Here is an 18,043-nt window from a genome sequence, read left to right as displayed (position 1 = left end):
TCAGAGCATGCCACCCTTAAAATTGTTAACAATTAACCATGAGCGATTCATTTGAGGTTATTTCATAATTAACTCGTATGCAACATATATTTTGAAAAAACTAGCAAATTAGATTTGTGCTTATATTTTTTTGAAACTTTTAAATCATTTAAAATCAATTGATTAGAATAAAATAATGACGACACAACAAATTGCACTTTGTTAACAATTTTCAATTTGTTATTTTTCGTGTATGGTGTGTTAAATAGTTAAATAAGGTTGGACAACAATGAAACATAACAAAAATCTAGCTGTAACTGCACTCCTACTCGCTCTCACAGGATGTAATCAGCAGACAAACGGCGTGTCAGAGCCCGTGGCAGCCCAAGCAACAAACACCAGCAAAACCCTACTGCAGCTGTTAGATGATGCCCAGCATACTGCTAACACCGCCGTACAAATAAAAACCAGCGGCGCAAGAGTCACCAATGATGCCGATGTGATTAATGTTGCATTTGATTCAGAGCAAAACCTCTATTCAGGTATCACATTAACCCCAGATACCCCATGGGATTGGAGCCAATTTAAAGATTTCAATATTGCCTTTGAACTTGCAAACCCAGGCCAACATTCAGTACAAATTTACTTAGATATTTCAGATATTGATGGTGCTAATTATACCCGCACAGTCAATGTGCCTATTGGTGACTTTCATACATATTATGCAAAGCTAGATGGCCATGACCTAGCAACTCCTGATGGTGATGAAAGTGTAGAGCTTAACTTTACCTCAGGATTACGCTCGAACCCTGCTACCTGGCAATCAGACGAAACTCAATTTATCTCAATGTGGGGTAAAAAGAACTTAAACCTCAAAGGGATCACTAAAATTTCTTTGAGTGTACAAAGCGCATTGCATGATAAAGCTTTACAAATAAAATCAATCGATTTACGTACCAACCCTGAGTTCGATACTGAATTTTTAACCCACATAGTTGATAAATTTGGTCAAAATGCAAAACAAGACTTTGCCTACAAAGTAGACTCTGAAGCCGAGTTAATCGCAGATAAAAAACAAGAAGCGCAACAACTGCTTTCACAGCGCCCAGCAGATCGCTCACGCTTTGGCGGTTGGGCACAAGGGCCAAAACTAGAGGGCACAGGCTACTTTAGAACAGCAAAACACAATGGTAAATGGTCGTTGGTCGACCCAGATGGTTACCTTTATTTGGCAACCGGTTTAGATATTATTCGTCTTGCCAACTCAACCACATTAACAGGTTATGACTTTGATCAGTCTCTCTTTAAAAGCGCCAATGAATTGGGCTTAACACCTGAAGATTCCAAAGGGTTAAACCGAGTTAACAAAGAAGCACTACCAAGTCGCTTTGTCGCATCACAAGTACGTAAAGATTTGTTTGAATGGTTACCAAGTTATGATGAGCCAATGGGTAAGCACTATGGCTATCGTAAAAGCGCCCATTCGGGTCCACTTGCGCACGGCGAAACCTACAGCTTTTATTCTGCCAACCTTGAGCGTAAATACGGCCAAAATAATAGCGACTTTATGCAAAAGTGGCGCGAAGTTACTCTGCAACGCATGATAACCTGGGGCTTCACCTCACTAGGGAATTGGACAGATCCAAGTTACTACGATAATCAACAAGTGCCCTACTTTGCTAATGGCTGGATCATCGGTGATTTTAAAACCGTTTCAAGTGGTAATGATTTTTGGGGAGCAATGCCTGACGTATTTGACCCCCATTTTGCAGAGCGTGCAGATATTACTGTAGAGAACGTCGCAAAAGAGGTTAAAAACTCACCTTGGGCAGTGGGCGTGTTTATTGATAACGAAAAAAGCTTTGGTCGCCCTGACTCTGTACAGAGCCATTATGGGATTGTGATCAACACGCTGGGCAGAGACGCAGCAACAGTGCCGACAAAAACTGAGTTTTCTCGCTTAATGAAGCAAAAATACACTGATATTAATCAACTCAATCAAGTGTGGCATTTAAATTTAGCCTCATGGGAGGAGTTTGATAAAGGCGTAAAAGTAGATGTTAAAAACAACGATCAACTTGCTGACTTTTCAATCATGTTAACCGCCTACGCCGACAAATACTTTAGTGTAGTTGATGCGGCAATGGATAAACATTTACCTAATCACTTGTATTTAGGCGCGCGTTTTCCTGATTGGGGCATGCCCATTGAAGTCGTTAGAGCATCAGCAAAGCATGTTGACGTGATCAGTTTTAATGCATACAAAGAAGGCATCAAGCCTAAAAAGTGGGAATTCTTAAGTGAATTTGATAAGCCGACTATTATTGGTGAATTCCATGTTGGCGCATTAGATTCTGGCTTGTTCCACCCAGGGCTTATTCATGCCGCTGATCAACAAGACCGTGCAAAAATGTACACTGACTATATGCGTTCAGTCTTTGACAACCCATACTTTATAGGTGCTCATTGGTTCCAATACATAGACTCGCCTATTACTGGGCGTGCTTATGATGGAGAGAACTATAACGTTGGTTTCATAACAGTCACAGATCGTCCTTATACTGAAATGGTTGAAGCAGCAAAAACTGTGAATAATGAAATGTACGAGCGCCGATTTAAAAAATAAGCTTAAATAGTGGTCTATTGTAATGTGTTGACAATAGACCATTCGCTTTTTTTTATATACACTAAGTAAAGAAAAACAAAGCATAAAATAAACGTAGGAAAAAATATGGCCGCAACTAAACCAACAAAAATTTTATCTGTAAAAGATCAAATAGCTGAACAGCTACGTTCAGATATTATTTCTGGTGAGATGCCCCCACAAACTAAATTAAATGAAAAAGAATTAGCAGAACGCTTTGGCCTATCACGTGGCCCTATTCGTGATGTAATACTGCAATTGACGAAAGAAGGTTTATTGATTTCACGAAATAACTGTGGTGCATCAGTAAACAGCGTACTTGATCCTAAACTGCAAAAGTTAATGATCAAACTACGTAGAAGTATCGAAGAATATGCGGTTACAGAGCTAAACGGTAGCTTAACAGACCAGAATATCGCAGACTTAGAAGATATATTAGCTTCGCTACAAGATGCCCTTGAACGTGAAGATTACACTGAAGTCACAAAAATCGATATATCGTTCCACCAATACTTAATTTATCAAGCTGGTGGCGAAGAGCTGGTTAATATTTGGTACCCTTACGTTATGCGTATGCGCTTAAATTACAAACGTATTACCTCAAGCTCTGAATGCGTTAACGAGCATCGCGCAATTCTTGAAGCCTTAAAAGCGCAAGACAGCGCCACCGCAATCAAAGCTATTAAACACAATATCAAGTAATGAAATAAATTTTATGCTGAATCAAAGCCGCTGCAAAGCGGCTTTTTAGTTTGAAAACCTGCAAATACACATAATGTGTACTAGCTCAGACTTGATCTGAAGTCAGACAGCTTTGTGCCATTTCCGGACGTTCGTAACGCTTCGATTAGAGGCAGTAAAATAATTGGTTATACTTTAGCGAGGGACGAGCGATAAGCCAATGATTTTATGTCCTTTTCCTTCATCGACTTGTTATATGCCGCTCTGCCAAACGTTTAAACAGCCTTTGGTATATGTGCCGCTATCGTAATCAACAATTGCTTGCACAAGTTCGGTAACAGAACAGTTATTTATCTTTGCTCGAAATGGTAACTCTGAGTGAACTAGAGATATTGCACTCATGCGTAGTTGCCCTGCCATTTCATCTAACCAGCAATAGTAAAGTTTTTCACTATCCGAAATTTTTGATGCGTAAATATCCCGACATTGTAACAACAGTAATTCAACGCCTCCAACTCCGATTGCTTTCGCATCAGCCTGAGAAAAGCGAAAAACGAACATATTTTCATGCGCTTCGGTATTAACGTTTTCACTCTCAACCAGTGATAAAGAGTTTTGTAATTCTGTGAGCAAGTTTTGGAATTTCGCAATCATCTTTCTAGGCATATAACGAGCCTGTAGAATAACTCGTTTTAAATTTATTTTTATTGATGCATTAACCATAGCCGAGTTCCTATTTTGATTCAATCGACAACTGACTTTCACGTAAAAATATAAAAAGAGGACTTGGTGTTGTTTTAATGGGCGTTTTGGAAGGTATGACAGGTGTTTGAGTGGCTTATTTGAGGTAATAAGGGCTTACCTTTATTAAAGTATCGTGTTTCTCAGCTTTTCTAGATTATGAACAAGGCAATACAGTTGCCGCAGAATAAAGTGAATGCATTCACTTTCGTTTGTCCGCGTAAGGTTAACTTGTTCATGCTTTTATTAACCGTTATATTCCGCCTTTTATTAAAGGAAAGCAGGCTCTATACAGCCTAGTCGTTTGCTATTCCTTAAGTAAAAAACTGTCGTCGCCCCATTGGGCTGTCTATTTTGACTTTGATTTTTTATAGCTAACGGTGGATTTAGATCATTGGATCCGCCGTAGGATAAGGATGTGCTACTGGCGAAATGGCGCTCTCTATTAAGGAATAGCCCACACAAAAGTACGCAGTTTAATGAAATTAGGTGTTAGCGAACGACTCGCCATAGCCTGTGGTATCACCAGTACCAAAAGTAGGCGCTTGGAAGCGAAGGCCCTTGTCGAAGCTCAAAAACAAAAGGAATTAACATTGCGCTAGGCAATAACTACTTAGCGTCACAAGGTTTAGTGTCATTGAGAGATATTTGGATCAATATTTATTACGGGAGATGAACCGCCCATTGCACTTCCTGCTCATAAAAAGTGCATGATGGGTGGTGTGGGGGCTGGAGGTTAGAGACCTCCGGCTACCCGATTATGCTTTTTATACTAAAACTATTGCAGACAATAAACCAGAACAAAGTAAAAGCATTGAAATATATAAGATTAACTTACGCGAAGCTTTCGATAAAAATTTTAATGAGCGGAGGAAGAAATGACTAAACATACTACCCGCAACACCAAACCAAAGCAGTGATACAAAATATGCATCATTTGAGTGATAGATAACGGTTGAACTACGCCCCCAAAAAACAGCTTCACCGGAGAGTAGCAATAAAATAGTGTAAGTGAGTAATAATACAGGAGCTATTAAACCCAACACTGCTACTTCTACTTTTTGATATTTAGCTAAATCCATTTATTCCACAACACTTGAGAAAAACATAACGCCGCAATATTGGGCGCATAAAAGCTTGGCTATAATAGGAACGAAGTGACGCAGCCAAGCTTTTTGCGTCCCTTTCATTATTGCTTTGTTATATCACGTTTACAAAGTAGGGTAGAATTTACTTAGCCCTAGCAGAATATATGATGCGACTAAGCTGTAATCTCTGATGACATAGTAAATTTGAAGTTTAGTTTCCGTAAATTTCAAAACTTTATCCCATTTATCTAAAGTAACCTGTAATCGCGAAGCTTTTACCTTTGCTTCTTCAGGAGTACAAGTTTCTCCTGTTTCCATATTTATAAAAGGTTTGCATTCAAGAGCGCATTGCTTATAGCTTGCTAGGTACTCTTGAAAATCTAGGTGTTTACCATTTTTTTCAACAAAGAAATTACTAACATCGATTTTTTTCAAACCGGAAATAATTGATATAATAAGTAATAGCAATGCAATTAGGACAAATGATTCTTCATTGTTGCCAAATTTATCAAACTCAAAGTCTTTGGCAAAATAAGCAAAAGTTGCTGCTGCAATACCTACAATAAAATAGTCGTATTTACTTCTTCCGGATAAACTTTGCTTTGCTAATTCAATAGAACGGTCAGACATACTTTCCTTAGTGATATAACGCCTCATTCAGAGGCAATAAAATAGCTGGTTAAAATTAGCGATGCACGAGCAAAAACCAGCTGTTTTTTGTCCTGCTGAAATGACTTGATACTCATTGAGCCTCCTCCCCAGCATCGCGATTATTCGCTACGCTGAAAAGGCAACCAACCTTACAGGAGAAAGCTCAATGAACTTTTACAATAACATGCATCCATATTATTGTGGAATCGATTTACACGCGCGATTACTTTACGTCTGTATCATTGATAATACAGGACTTATCCTTGTTCACAAGAAAATTAAAGATGACCCAGAAGCACTACTAAAACTACTTAAACCTTACATCGGTGACATTGTGGTTGGCGTAGAGTGCATGCACTGCTGGTATTGGGTCGCTGATTTTTGCAAAGAACACACTATCGACTTTATTCTCGGTCATGCTTTGTATATGAAAGCGATTCATGGCGGCAAAGCCAAAAACGATAAAATAGATTCACACAAAATTGCTAAACTCATCCGTGGTGGTAATTTTCCTCTTGCTTATGTCTATGACAAAGATATGCGTGCTACGCGCGATTTATTGCGCCGAAGAACCAAAATTGTTCGTCATGGCGCTGATTTAAAAGCCCATGTTGCCAATACTGCAAGCCAGTACAATTTACCTGCCCACAACGTGAATTTAAAGAACGTCTGCGACAGAGAAAAAATGCGCTATTACTTTCCTGATCCCGTTGTGCAGCGATCTATCAATTTAAATATGGCCATACTCGATTGCTATCACAAAGAGCTTAAGCCTTTAGAGCATTATATTGAACAAATGGCAAAACAGCACAACCCTGTTCACCTTAATATTTTGCAAACAATTAATGGTATAGGCCGCATTCTTGCACTCACCATTATTTACGAAATTGGTGACATCAATCGCTTTTCAAGCGTACAAAAGTTCGCTTCATATAGTCGGTTAGTCAAATGCAAAGCGGAGTCTGCTGGCAAAACCTATGGCACCCAAGGTAATAAAATTGGCAATGCACATCTAAAATGGGCGTTCTCGGAAGCTGCCGTATTACTGCTGCGTCACAATCACAACGCCAACAAATACCTTGAAAAACTACAAAAGCGAATGAGCAAAGCCAAAGCACTGTCAGCGCTTGCGCATAAGCTGGGTCGCTGTGTTTATTTTATGCTTAAAAAAGAGACGGTATTCGATGAAGAAAAATTCTTAAAGAGTTAGTCACGGTACTGAGTGAGCTGAACATCTAACTGGATATAAGGCTGAGCATCAATCAATTGGGTGAGTTAATAACCAACAAGGTTTACCTGATTATATGCCGACAGAGCAAAGCCACTTGCCTTGATTAGACGCTCAGTACGCGTGCATTAATACAATAAACAAAGTCGCTTACACCTGACTTGAGCCTGAAACTAACTGGATCACAATGATGAAACCAGCCGCCTTGAATAGTGCCATGATTAGGTTAACCGATGAATGTCTAGTGCCCCAGCAACCCCAAAAGGATATGGGAAAAATCTGGCTGCGATGAGATCGCAATAAGAGAGCCTCTATATGTGTTTGCCGTAAGCTACTTGCTTAACAGCCGCATCGACAGACGAAGTAAACGAATTTGTTTATTGATTTTTAATTGACCGTCAACTTATAAAAACGGTCAAAAAAACACTATTGCCTATTGACAGAGTTAAGGCTCATATGTGTTATACGGCATTTGCACCGAAACACCCCATTCAAGTAATTAATTACCTAACGGCCATGACATCTTTTGTACTTTTTACCACTTCCGCAAGGACATGGAGCATTACGGCCGACTTTTCGTTTTTGTTTTGGCTCTAATTTTTCCTCAACGGTATGAACGGCTCTAGATTTTGTTTGCTGACTCATCCGTTTCGCATCTTCAAATATGAGTATATTTTCTTCAGTCTGTTCCACTGGAACATTAATTTCTAGATGTTGTGCCGCTTCATAAACACCTTTTTTATCAACTTTAAGCAACACCCCCATTAATTTTTCAGCATTAATAGATAAAGCAACAGCACTTGCTTTATCATTTACCTTCTCCCATTCAACTTCATATTTTGAGTTTTGCATCCAAACAAAAATTGGTTCACCCTCGCCACCAAATGCGAAATAACGAGCGGGATGGTGTTCGATTGTTTTGTCTAGACTAGAAAGGTATTTTGCAAAATTATTACGTGCTTCCTCGCCAAAATTTCGAATAAGGCTGTCCACAGAGAGCCAACCTGGTTCACGTGAAATATCTAGTGCTGAAAGTACCTTTAAAACTACAGAAGGAAATTTTTGAGTAGGTTTTGGCTCGGTTTCCCATTGTTCACTTTCGAAAGCTTGGTCGACAATGCCACTCATGCCATTACATATTACTAAACCAGAATTCTCGTCCATAGACTGGTCAATAATATCCAGATCAAAGCGATTTTTAGTTAAGTAAGCACCGAGATGATCAAATTCATCGAAAAGAAGCCCTTGTTTAATACCTGCGATTGCCTGTCGCACTTCCATATAGTGTGCAAATACTCCGGGAGTAGGTAGCATACGTCTTAGAACAAAAAGATCATCAATTGAAATTGATACAAAACTATACTGCCCAAGCAGTGGCTTTACTTGAGGTAAGTTTTTAGAAAATGCTGAAAAGGGAGAGAATGACTCGACTGTTAATCCAATTGGGAGCATGACACGATAGTCTGAATGCCGGATTTTCCCAACTTCTTCATATTTTCCATTTATGAGGTTGAATAGTGAGACTTCGTCGGCAGATTTTAAATATTCAAAGAAACGCTCACACTGATTATAAGCCTTTATTATCAAATCTTTTATTGATTGTGAATGACGCTTAAAATCAAGCTCAGGTGAAGCAATGGTCGCAGCTGCGCCAGCTTTAGCTTCAACGAGGTAAAGTACATCATCAATTAAAACTAGCGTATCATTTTCAGCCCATTGTCTAGTCTTGGGGTCTTTATAATAGACTTCTTGATAGACTACAGCTCCACTCAGTTGTTCAGCAAGTATTTCGGGAAAAGCACCTTCACTCATTACTTTCTGCCGTTCTTTAAAAGCTTCTTTGTAATCAGGTTTCTTTTGCAACAAATTAAAAAGAAGCGAACGATAGCCTGCGTCCCGGATAAAACAGGGATCTACAGCATAATAGTCTTCACCAAGTTTTATTAAAGGTTTCTTACGGGCAGGTAATGTTCTGTATGGTGTGCCAGAAAAATCACCTTCACTGAAGAAATCAAGCTCCTCACCTCGTTGGTATGCCAAGTCAGCTAAAAATTCTGAAGGTAGTTTTGTATGCCTACTGACATTGGATATACCACCTCTTAGCATATCATCCACGGCTAAGCCCGCATTTTTCGTTTGTTGCGCGTTTGCTTCGACCCATTCTTCCATAACGTCTTCGAGCGGTTTTTTCTGCTTTGCAGCGAAATCTTGAGCAGCTTGAAACTGCTTCATCATTTCTTCAATAGCATTAGCTTGGCCCACACGCGTTGCATTGGCTAACTGTTGAAACCCTTCAGCAATATCAATAGCCCCAACACCATAAATATCTTTTAAAACATCATCGTGTGGTGCAAGAACATATTGATAAAACTCACCTTCTAAAACCTGATAGCGATTTCCTCTGAGCATAAGCCAAGATGATTTGGCATGAAATTCAATATCAGCTGTATTAGAACCGAAGTCTTTATTCTGAGTATTTGCAGAAGAAGCCATCGCAAAAAACATGGATTTTTCTCGTAAACTCCGGCTAAGAGTATACAATTCTCCACATTTACTTTCATCAAATACCATGTCGTCTGGAGCTACATCTGATGCAAGAACCGCATGCACGTATTCTAATAAGAATTGGACTTCATTGATTTCATCTCTAGGTATTTCGGACTCAAGTTCCGGCGAAGTAGTATTGTTACTTGTCATCAAACGTTGGGCATATATGTACCCAAGAAGATCTTCTGGTGGCATCCCATTTATTAAAACACGTATTTTCTCAGCCGTTTCTTCCATATCTTTCAACAGCTTAGCTATTTTTTTTTCTTGTTTTGTCAATTGCAATCCTTTACAGGTAACTTGGAAATTCAACTCGGTATAGATTTGATGCCGTATAACGCCGCAAATAAACGGCAAAAATTAGTTGGCTATAGTTTGTGAGGCACGAACAAAGCCAACTGGTTTTTGTCCGCCCTTTTTAATTTGCCTTGTTATGTGTACTTTAGCTCTATAATTTCCAGAGCTTCAACTTTAAGGCTAACAGCTTTATTTTTTGCATCTGTTACTTGAGCACAAGATTCAGGATCATCAGAGTCAAACCATTCGAGGTGAGTCATAACCTCCATTGCGTTAGCTAACACAACATTTTCTGTTTCGTCCTCATAAACGATGCAAATAGGATATTCTGGAGTGTTTTCCAATGCTCAATTGTCCTTGTACACATAACGCCACCATAATGCGCCAACTGAAGCGGAGCGTAAGGCGGTCGCATTAATGGTTTTGTTAAGTGGCGACGTGCAGACACAACGGCAACCACTATGCGAAGCGCAAGCGTAGCCAAACTATTAGAATGAGCCAATGCTAGCGCAATAATATTTAACCGATATTACCAGAGTTTTGACAGTGCGACAGGAACGAACATGATGCGTTTGAAATACGCACAATCCCTGTGGCTGACTGCCGATTAATACTGATTACCGGCTGGATAAATCATTAATAATTTTTTAGCTTCTTGAGCCATTTAACAATTTTATAGTGCGCTCGTCGCGCATATTTCTGCCGACTTAACGCTCATTTATCTACCTTATTATATAGTTTTAACAAATAACCTAAAGCATTACTACCAATAAGTTTTTTTAAGCTTTAAAGTAAAGTTATTAAATAGAACAATATGCGCGCGTCGCTCATTTCCATGAATATATGCGCAAAGAGCAGTTTGACCAATCTATTAACGATGATATTTATCCAATCTCAATGACTGGTTATCACTCAAAACGGCCTATTACATCTGTAATTTTAAAGTTCGCTCTTCCAGTTTAATAACTTCTGTATATGACCTGTTGAAGCGATGATCATATAACAGGCTTGGAGATATCTCATTTCGTGTAATGACTTAAGTGCTTGTATATCAAGCTGCGCCAATGCCTGTTCGTTAATGGCGTATAAGCCATTATACGTTTGCTTTTCGCCATGTTGAGTCAGGCTCAGTTGTACGGCTTCTAGCAGTTCATGCTCTAGCAAGGTTGTAATAAACGCGCTAGTGCGCTTATTACCGTGCATTAATGTCATTAACTGCTCACAAACAGCATTTAAGTAAGCTGTGGGCTCTCCTTGCTGATCAAAAATCCGCTCACCGGTGTCGCTGTTTACTCGCGGATGTTCCTGGTCGATCAGAACAGCTAAATCGTTATCTGTAGCCTCTGTAAGCGAATTATCACGCAGGCCTAATTTAAACGGTTGGCGCTTAATGTGCAGCGGAATGTATTGTGCTCGCCAACGTCCTTGCTGCAAAAATAGGTTCTCTCCTGCTGTAAAGCCGGTTAAAACAAACAGTTCAAACTGGCCTGTCTGTGGGTTTTTCATAAAATAAACAGGGTAATCTAGCACTAGCTGTTTTAGCTCATCAGCCACTATGGGAATGTAATTAATATTGTCACCAAATTCAGCACTTGGCGCATTGTTTATGTATAAGTTTGCGTGTGTTTTTTTATCTAATAATGTTGCGTTTGTCATCATAAAGTTGCTCATTTAAATGCGCTAAATTGCTGCTAAACCAAACTGTTTTATTTGATCTAATAATGTCCGATTACCCGGTAATTTATTAACTAATAAGGCCGTATCTTTGGCATTTTTAATTACTAAACTGTGCGCTTTTTTATGGTAGTGTGGATTATTACCATAATGTGTAATCGCGGTTTTAAAGCCCATGCCATACAAAACATATTGGTAGCTTGCGGCGGGAAAAACCTCAACAGAATAGTCAAAGTGGCTGTCATTAGGGACATGTGTTTGCCAAATTGCGAGGCTATCTTGCAAACTTTCTGGAATACTTTGAGCGGCGCAATGTTGCAGCCAAAACTTGCTGTCGGTGCGTTTGCTGAGCATATAATGCAGTTTTAAAAAGTCGATAATTCGCTGCCAACGGTAGCTAAAGGTACGATTAAATCGCGCCGCTGTGATATCCATAACTTGCCGGTTTGCTGGTAATTGCTCAGCAATGAAGTTAGCGGATATTTCCACCAGCAATAAGGCCGACGCCTCTAATGGCTCTAAAAATCCAGCCGACAAACCAATAGCCACACAGTTTTTGTGCCAAAACTTTTCTCTGTGTCCTGGCTCAAAAGTAATTTTTTTAACTGCGAGTGAAGCTCTATCTTGCTGGGCTATATTTAAATAGTCACATAGCTGGTTTTTTGCCTCTTGCTCACTGATATGACGGCTGGAATACACATGTCCTACTCCACGGCGCGTTTGTAGGCCAATGTCCCAAATCCAACCAGCGCTTTGTGCAGTAGAAATAGTATGAGAGTTGATGGGTTGATTTTCATCATAAGGAACATGCACAGCCAGCGCGCTATCAGCAAATAATACATCTTTACATGATTTAAACCCGACTTTGAGATTATCACCCAGTAGTAATGATTTAAAACCGCTGCAATCAATAAATAGATCACCAGCCAACGTCGTGTTGTTGTCCAAACTCAATGAGGCTATATCACCATTTTTATGATTATTTACCGCTTCAATCGTACTGACTACATGCGTTACATTAAGTTTATTAACACAGTGGTTTTTTAAGAAAGTAGCAAATAGCCCTGCATCTAAATGATAGGCATAATTGGCAACAGCACTATATTGTGCGGTTGTAATTAATTTGGGTGCGAGATTATGTTCGCATAATGCCTGTTGGGGGCATACGTAATTGGCAAAGCTGGGTTGTAGTTGCCCATTTGGTTGCGTGTGTAAGTTAAACCACGCAGAGGATAAATCTGTGTCATTAAAGCCTTGCGGCATCATCAGTGGATGGTAATAAAAGTCGTTTTCTTTACCTGTATGCCATTTTGAAAATTTTGCGCCTTGCTTAAACGACACATTACATTGGTTGATAAAATCGGCTTCATCAACGCCCATATTTTGTAATGTACGTCGCATGGTGGGCCATGTGCCCTCACCAACGCCAACCGTTGCTATATCAGCTGATTCAACTAATGTAATGTGGTAATTAAGACTGTGATGTTTTTTTAAATAGGCTGCAATAATCCCCGCACTTAACCAACCAGCGGTTCCACCACCGACTATTACAATTGATTTTAATGTGTCATTCATAGCAACCTCTATTATTGCTATATAACCAATAAAAAGAGCAAGAGTAGCAGTGCCTTGCTCTTTAAACTTAGCTTATTACCACTTAGCAGTGAAACCTATGCTATAACGTGGACCATATTGCTCAGCAGAGATCAACTGTTCGCTAAAGCGACCATGGCGACGAACTGTTTCGTCAGTCAAGTTCAGCGCATCAAAATTAACTGAGTACGATTCATTAATGGTGTAATTAAAGTTAAAGTCTAGCTGACCATAGGCTTCAGTAAACGTAGGCTCTGTGCCAAGCGAAAGTAAGAACTCGTCGCGCCAGTTATATGCAAGACGAACTTGAAAATCATCATTCTCATAAAAGCCAACCAAATTACCTGAGTCACTCAAGCCCGCCAGAGCAATCGTTTGATCAAAGTTATAGGGTTCAAACTCTTCATCACTATTAACTAAGGTATAGTTAGCAACCACACCAAAGCCAGTATCTTCAATCATGTATTGACCGTTTAACTCCCAACCATCAACTTCACGGTTTTGCAAGTTATCAGGTGTAGAAATATCAAATGTTACAATTGGATCTGACGGCTGGCTCATACAAGCAGGGTTAGGTGTATCAGAACTATCTGGACAACCAGGTCGCGGGTTTACACTCGGATCGCGCAGCGGATCACCGTTTATATCATCTAACGTACCTTGTACTACACCAGCACCAATAAAGTTTTCAACAAACTTTTTAAAGTAGCCTACCGATGCATAACTGCCATCGTTACCATACCATTCAAAGGAGAAGTCAAAGTTATCGGAAGTTATTGGTAATAAATTTGGGTTACCTTGTGAAGCATTGTATGGACCATCAGGGCGTGCATTTATCGTTGTAGACGGGAACATAGCGTCAATACCTGCGCGGGCTAGCGTTCGGCTATATGAAAAACGTGCTTTGTAACCATTATCTAAATCAGCGCTTAAATCAAGGTTAGGTAAGATACGCGTATATTCACCTTCCAGCTCTTGCGGTGTTGCTTCAGCTGCATATACAGGACGAAGTTCTTCAGCATGGCGATAATTAAGGGCAATAATTGCCGGTTTTACAGAATAACCAGTTACATCTGTGCTTTCATAACGAACACCCACATTCATATCGATAGGAATGTTATTAAATTCGGTGTTTACATCTAACGAAACATAAAATGCAAGGGTTTGCTCTTGAACACCATTGGTTGAAATATCTGGCTCTCTAAATAACCCTTCACCTCTAACTATATCAACAAAGTCTTGAGCGCTATACCTTGGCATATATGGGAACAATTGGTCCGAGCCTGAAAACTCGTCAGCAAAGCCTGTCGCATCATCAAATGTCATGCCTAAATTATCTAATGGAATATCAACAAATGAAAATTGCTCAGACAAATAGGTATCAATCTGATAATCGGTATACATTGCGCCAAAATGAATTGCCGATATAGCCCCACTTTCTAAGTTTTCCCACATACCGCTGGCATGATATTGCTTGATATTATTTTCCATCTCATAACCACGGCGCTGGTATAAATCAGATACAATATTTTCTTGCGCGTATGCACCGCCGGGTAAAGTCGAATCATCAATGGTGATACTAGGTACTTCGGTAGAGAAATTAGCCCCTATCATGGCAACTGAACCAGGAATGTTTTTCAGGTTGGCGATGGTTTCAGCCGTGTTACCATCAGGATTAGAATGTGATGTTGAATCGTGCGCGTCAAAACTTAATTTTAGTGAATCTGTTGCTTGCCAAGCTAAATTTAAACCTAAAGAATCGTTTTCTTTTTTCTCGTATAATTCCCATGCCCAAAAATTCAATTCATCATTTGGGTTAGTAATATCGACCACAGTACCATTTTGATCTGCCGTACCACCTGGATTATCAAACCAAAAAGACATTTTATTCGTTTCACTGACCTCTTCAAAGCGCGATAGAGTATAATCAAGTGTGGCAACAATGTTATCTGTAGGTGCAAACTGTAACACTAATTGCGCATTATCACGGGTACGTTCAGTTTCAAAACGCTCCATTTCTGGTGTCCACGGCACCCAGTACGTACCCGTAGGGTTGACTGAAGTATCAATAGCACTGCTATCAACGCCATCAGGGTTGGCGCGATTTTTCACCCAACCTTGTGATGTACCCACACGTTCACGACCACTTTCACGCTCAGAATGTGAAACAGACAACAGCACACCAAACATATCATCTGCAAACGTTTGGCTGATCATACCTGAGACTTCGGGTGTTACACTTGATTTTTCAGAGCTGGTATCATTAATTGCTTTTACATTGGCAAACGCTTTAAAGCCATCATAGTCAAACGGTTTGGCAGTGTTGATATCAATCGTGGCACCAATGCCACCAGATGCGACATTCGCTTTACCTGTTTTATAAACTGATACGCCTGAGACACTCTCTGCAGCAATCTCTCTAAAGTTAAAGCTACGTGAGACACCCTTTTCTTGAATGACTGAAGAATTTGGCATCTGACGACCATTTAGCGTCACTAAGTTAAAGCTCGGGCCAAAGCCACGCACTGTCACTTGGTTACCTTCATTGTTGGCTCTATCAATTGATACGCCACTGATACGCTGTAATGACTCAGCTAAATTTGTATCTGGTAATTTACCTATGTCTTCTGCTGAAATAGCATCAACTACCCCTGATGAATCCTGCTTGATGGATGCTGATTTACTCAATGCACTACGGATCCCCGTAACCTGAATAACTTCTACATCATTATTTATATCAGTTGTATTTTCTTGCTCTGCATAAGCCAGTGGTGTTGACACCAACATAGCGATACAAATTGCGTTTAACTTAAATTTTGTATTTATCATTTTTACACCTAAATATTGTGTTTAGCCGACGTTGCCAGTAATGATTTTATTTTGGTTAGCCCTAATTGTTATCAAAATATTGTTAACAATTAACTTTACAATAATAGAACACAGCTTGTTAAGTCAAATTAAATCGAACAAAAATTTTACAACTACGCTGGCAACTTAAACTAACAGTACTGTATAGGTGATTTAAAAATGGGGAGTTAGTATTGGTAACTAACTAAATTAGCATGGTTTTTAATGGTGTTTCGAATGCAGGGGAATAAAGCGCAAGCAATTTACTCGGTAAATTCCCTCATCAGTTTAATTGTTTAGTAAAGCAGTGATCTTGCTTGCGGTACTTTTAAGCTCTACGACCATTGCTTGGGCATTCACTGCTGATGTTAATTCTGCATCAAAAGATGAAATAGTTAGTGCAGCTATCAATTTTGCCTGTGGTTTACCAATCAGCACAGAAAAATCATCGACACCGGTGATCAAAGGGTTACTCTGTACAAGGTGGCCTTGTGTACAAATAACATCGAGTTCATATTGCAACTGGCTTAGCGCTTTAGATTTTAACGTACTATAACTTGCATCATGTTCAATCAACATGCCACGAACTTGTTCATTACTATTTGCTAATAATAATTGACCCGCCGTTGATTTACTTAGCTTAAATAATGATCCTTCTGCAATGCTTAAGTGCATTGCACTGTGACTGCGAGCTTGTACCACCGTCATAGCTTGGCTTTGATATAGCATAGTTAAATAGCATGATTGCCCTAAACTGACTGCTAGGTCTTCCATATATGGAATAGCACATTGGCGCACTTGATCTATAGGTGAAATAGAACGGGATAAGTTATAAAGCTTTAAAGATAAGCTATACCGGCCAGAAAACTCATCCCGAATTAAATAACCTCTAGACTCTAAGCCTACCAAAACCCGATAAATTTCATTTGCACTGCGATCAAGCCCAGCCGCTATTTCACTTTGTGAACATGCACTGCCCTTGTGCGCCAAATATTCAAGGATATCGAGACCTTTATCTAACGCGGGAACAGCGTATTTATTTTTTACTTTTGTGTTCATAAGCCACCATCAGCGCAAGAATGAATCAATTTGCCATCTTCATATATGAATTAAAAAATAATTTTTCTACTGTATTTACAGTGAATTTATGTAGAAACAATTAGTTAATTAATTTCACCGCCATTCATATATAAATACCATATTTTCATATAAATTACAGCTTGACCGGTTAAATAAATCGATACATCATTGTCAACAATTTACAACAAATAGTCACTAACGGGACACCCAGTTATGAACAACAGACAACTCACACCACAACAAATTGCTGACTTTCATCGAGACGGCTACGTTATTGCAAAAGGCTATTACGACGAACAAGAAATTGCCCGCTTACAGCACACCGCCTTTAATGATGATTCGCTATACGAGCGAGCATGGCATAAAAAAGATGCCGATGGTGCAGTAAGTAAAGTGTGTTTGTGGCAAAAAACCGGTGATGATTTTTACAGTATGTTTTCCCGTGGCCGTCGTTTAGTTGATGTCTGTGAAACCCTCATCGGTGAAGAGGTTTACCATACCAGCACCAAAATTATGATGAAAGAACCCTTTGTAGGCGGTGCTTGGGAATGGCACCAAGACTTTGGTTACTGGCATCGTGATAACTATATGCTTTACCCTAAAGCTATCAGTTGTATGGTGGCGATTAATAAAGCAACGATTGAAAATGGCTGCTTACAAGTTTTAAAAGGCTCTCATCATTTAGGGCGTTTAGATCACAGTAAAACTGGCGATCAAAAAGGCGCGTGCTTAGAGTTTGTCGAAGAGGCCATGAAATATCATGAGCTGGTTAACGTTGAGCTTGAGCCTGGCGATGTGTTGTTTTTCCACTGTAATTTGCTACATAAATCTAACCAAAATAGAGCGTCTGAGCCACGTTGGTCAATGATTTGTGCCTATAACGCCGTCAGCAATCAATCATTTAAAGAAAATGAAGCGATTTACTACCCTCTCGATCGGGTTGATGATGATGCGATTTTAAATCACCCAGGATAGCCACCCTTTTCTAGCCAA

Annotated in this window: 13 protein-coding genes and 2 pseudogenes; 5 read left to right on the top strand and 10 right to left on the bottom strand. The window is 39.6% G+C overall.

The annotated features are described in order from the left end of the window. Window positions 1-268: 268 nt before the first annotated feature. A complete protein-coding gene (locus NQT69_RS00755) occupies window positions 269-2,605 on the top strand; it encodes a beta-galactosidase (protein WP_256825820.1) in 2,337 nt (778 codons plus the stop codon). A gap of 105 nt (window positions 2,606-2,710) precedes the next feature. Continuing rightward, window positions 2,711-3,325: a GntR family transcriptional regulator gene (locus tag NQT69_RS00750; RefSeq protein WP_256825819.1), complete on the top strand. Its 615-nt coding sequence runs from the start codon at window positions 2,711-2,713 to the stop codon at window positions 3,323-3,325. A gap of 231 nt (window positions 3,326-3,556) precedes the next feature. On the opposite strand, the gene NQT69_RS00745 is transcribed toward NQT69_RS00750, so the two are convergent. Then, window positions 3,557-4,027, bottom strand: a complete 471-nt coding sequence (locus tag NQT69_RS00745; RefSeq protein WP_256825818.1) for a hypothetical protein — start codon at window positions 4,025-4,027, stop codon at window positions 3,557-3,559. A gap of 144 nt (window positions 4,028-4,171) precedes the next feature. Further along, window positions 4,172-4,413: pseudogene (locus NQT69_RS19605) on the bottom strand (hypothetical protein); the annotation flags it as partial. A gap of 12 nt (window positions 4,414-4,425) precedes the next feature. Between NQT69_RS19605 and NQT69_RS00740 the strand changes: the two are divergent. After that, window positions 4,426-4,721 (top strand): annotated as a pseudogene (locus tag NQT69_RS00740) (hypothetical protein); the annotation flags it as partial. 91 nt (window positions 4,722-4,812) lie between these two features. Here the strand turns inward: NQT69_RS00740 and NQT69_RS00735 are convergent. Next, window positions 4,813-5,127 carry a hypothetical protein gene (locus NQT69_RS00735; protein WP_256825817.1) on the bottom strand — a complete coding sequence of 105 codons (315 nt, stop codon included), beginning with the start codon at window positions 5,125-5,127 and terminating at the stop codon, window positions 4,813-4,815. 129 nt (window positions 5,128-5,256) lie between these two features. Next, complete coding sequence (locus tag NQT69_RS00730; RefSeq protein WP_256825816.1) at window positions 5,257-5,763, bottom strand: hypothetical protein; 507 nt, start codon at window positions 5,761-5,763, stop codon at window positions 5,257-5,259. A gap of 187 nt (window positions 5,764-5,950) precedes the next feature. On the opposite strand from NQT69_RS00730, the gene NQT69_RS00725 reads away from it, so the two are divergent. Beyond that, the gene (locus NQT69_RS00725) at window positions 5,951-6,994 is read left to right on the top strand and encodes an IS110 family transposase (protein WP_256825815.1); all 1,044 of its coding nucleotides are present in this window, start codon (window positions 5,951-5,953) and stop codon (window positions 6,992-6,994) included. Between the two features lie 525 nt (window positions 6,995-7,519). On the opposite strand, the gene NQT69_RS00720 is transcribed toward NQT69_RS00725, so the two are convergent. From NQT69_RS00720 to NQT69_RS00695, 6 genes are all read right to left on the bottom strand, one after another. Next, on the bottom strand, window positions 7,520-9,838 hold the full coding sequence (locus NQT69_RS00720) for an SEC-C metal-binding domain-containing protein (protein ID WP_256825814.1): 2,319 nt from the start codon (window positions 9,836-9,838) through the stop codon (window positions 7,520-7,522). A 152-nt stretch (window positions 9,839-9,990) separates the two neighbouring features. Then, on the bottom strand, window positions 9,991-10,200 hold the full coding sequence (locus NQT69_RS00715; protein WP_004586969.1) for a hypothetical protein: 210 nt from the start codon (window positions 10,198-10,200) through the stop codon (window positions 9,991-9,993). A gap of 595 nt (window positions 10,201-10,795) precedes the next feature. Then, complete coding sequence (locus tag NQT69_RS00710) at window positions 10,796-11,515, bottom strand: SapC family protein (protein ID WP_256825813.1); 720 nt, start codon at window positions 11,513-11,515, stop codon at window positions 10,796-10,798. 21 nt (window positions 11,516-11,536) lie between these two features. Then, entirely contained in the window at window positions 11,537-13,105 is a 1,569-nt protein-coding gene (locus tag NQT69_RS00705; RefSeq protein ID WP_256825812.1) for a tryptophan halogenase family protein, read from the bottom strand. Between the two features lie 75 nt (window positions 13,106-13,180). Further along, a complete protein-coding gene (locus tag NQT69_RS00700; protein WP_256825811.1) occupies window positions 13,181-15,952 on the bottom strand; it encodes a TonB-dependent receptor in 2,772 nt (923 codons plus the stop codon). Between the two features lie 306 nt (window positions 15,953-16,258). After that, window positions 16,259-17,029 carry an IclR family transcriptional regulator gene (locus NQT69_RS00695; RefSeq protein WP_256825810.1) on the bottom strand — a complete coding sequence of 257 codons (771 nt, stop codon included), beginning with the start codon at window positions 17,027-17,029 and terminating at the stop codon, window positions 16,259-16,261. Between the two features lie 234 nt (window positions 17,030-17,263). Here NQT69_RS00695 and NQT69_RS00690 point away from each other — a divergent pair, with 234 nt between their 5' ends. Beyond that, window positions 17,264-18,025, top strand: a complete 762-nt coding sequence (locus tag NQT69_RS00690) for a phytanoyl-CoA dioxygenase family protein (RefSeq protein ID WP_256825809.1) — start codon at window positions 17,264-17,266, stop codon at window positions 18,023-18,025. Window positions 18,026-18,043: the final 18 nt, after the last annotated feature.

It is taken from the genome of Pseudoalteromonas shioyasakiensis, from assembly GCF_024518675.1.
Taxonomy (GTDB): Bacteria; Pseudomonadota; Gammaproteobacteria; order Enterobacterales; family Alteromonadaceae; genus Pseudoalteromonas; species Pseudoalteromonas shioyasakiensis_B.
Note: the sequence above shows the minus strand (reverse complement) of the source record. Positions and strands in the feature narration are given on the sequence as shown.

What these genes read in the sequence shown, in the direction of transcription:
- NQT69_RS00705 (WP_256825812.1), bottom strand. Translation starts at nt 13,105, where the DNA reads ATGAATGACACATTAAAATCAATTGTAATAGTCGGTGGTGGAACCGCT.
- NQT69_RS00690 (WP_256825809.1), top strand. Translation starts at nt 17,264, where the DNA reads ATGAACAACAGACAACTCACACCACAACAAATTGCTGACTTTCATCGA.
- NQT69_RS00695 (WP_256825810.1), bottom strand. Translation starts at nt 17,029, where the DNA reads ATGAACACAAAAGTAAAAAATAAATACGCTGTTCCCGCGTTAGATAAA.
- NQT69_RS00700 (WP_256825811.1), bottom strand. Translation starts at nt 15,952, where the DNA reads ATGATAAATACAAAATTTAAGTTAAACGCAATTTGTATCGCTATGTTG.
- NQT69_RS00730 (WP_256825816.1), bottom strand. Translation starts at nt 5,763, where the DNA reads ATGTCTGACCGTTCTATTGAATTAGCAAAGCAAAGTTTATCCGGAAGA.
- NQT69_RS00735 (WP_256825817.1), bottom strand. Translation starts at nt 5,127, where the DNA reads ATGGATTTAGCTAAATATCAAAAAGTAGAAGTAGCAGTGTTGGGTTTA.
- NQT69_RS00750 (WP_256825819.1), top strand. Translation starts at nt 2,711, where the DNA reads ATGGCCGCAACTAAACCAACAAAAATTTTATCTGTAAAAGATCAAATA.
- NQT69_RS00725 (WP_256825815.1), top strand. Translation starts at nt 5,951, where the DNA reads ATGAACTTTTACAATAACATGCATCCATATTATTGTGGAATCGATTTA.
- NQT69_RS00710 (WP_256825813.1), bottom strand. Translation starts at nt 11,515, where the DNA reads ATGATGACAAACGCAACATTATTAGATAAAAAAACACACGCAAACTTA.
- NQT69_RS00755 (WP_256825820.1), top strand. Translation starts at nt 269, where the DNA reads ATGAAACATAACAAAAATCTAGCTGTAACTGCACTCCTACTCGCTCTC.
- NQT69_RS00745 (WP_256825818.1), bottom strand. Translation starts at nt 4,027, where the DNA reads ATGGTTAATGCATCAATAAAAATAAATTTAAAACGAGTTATTCTACAG.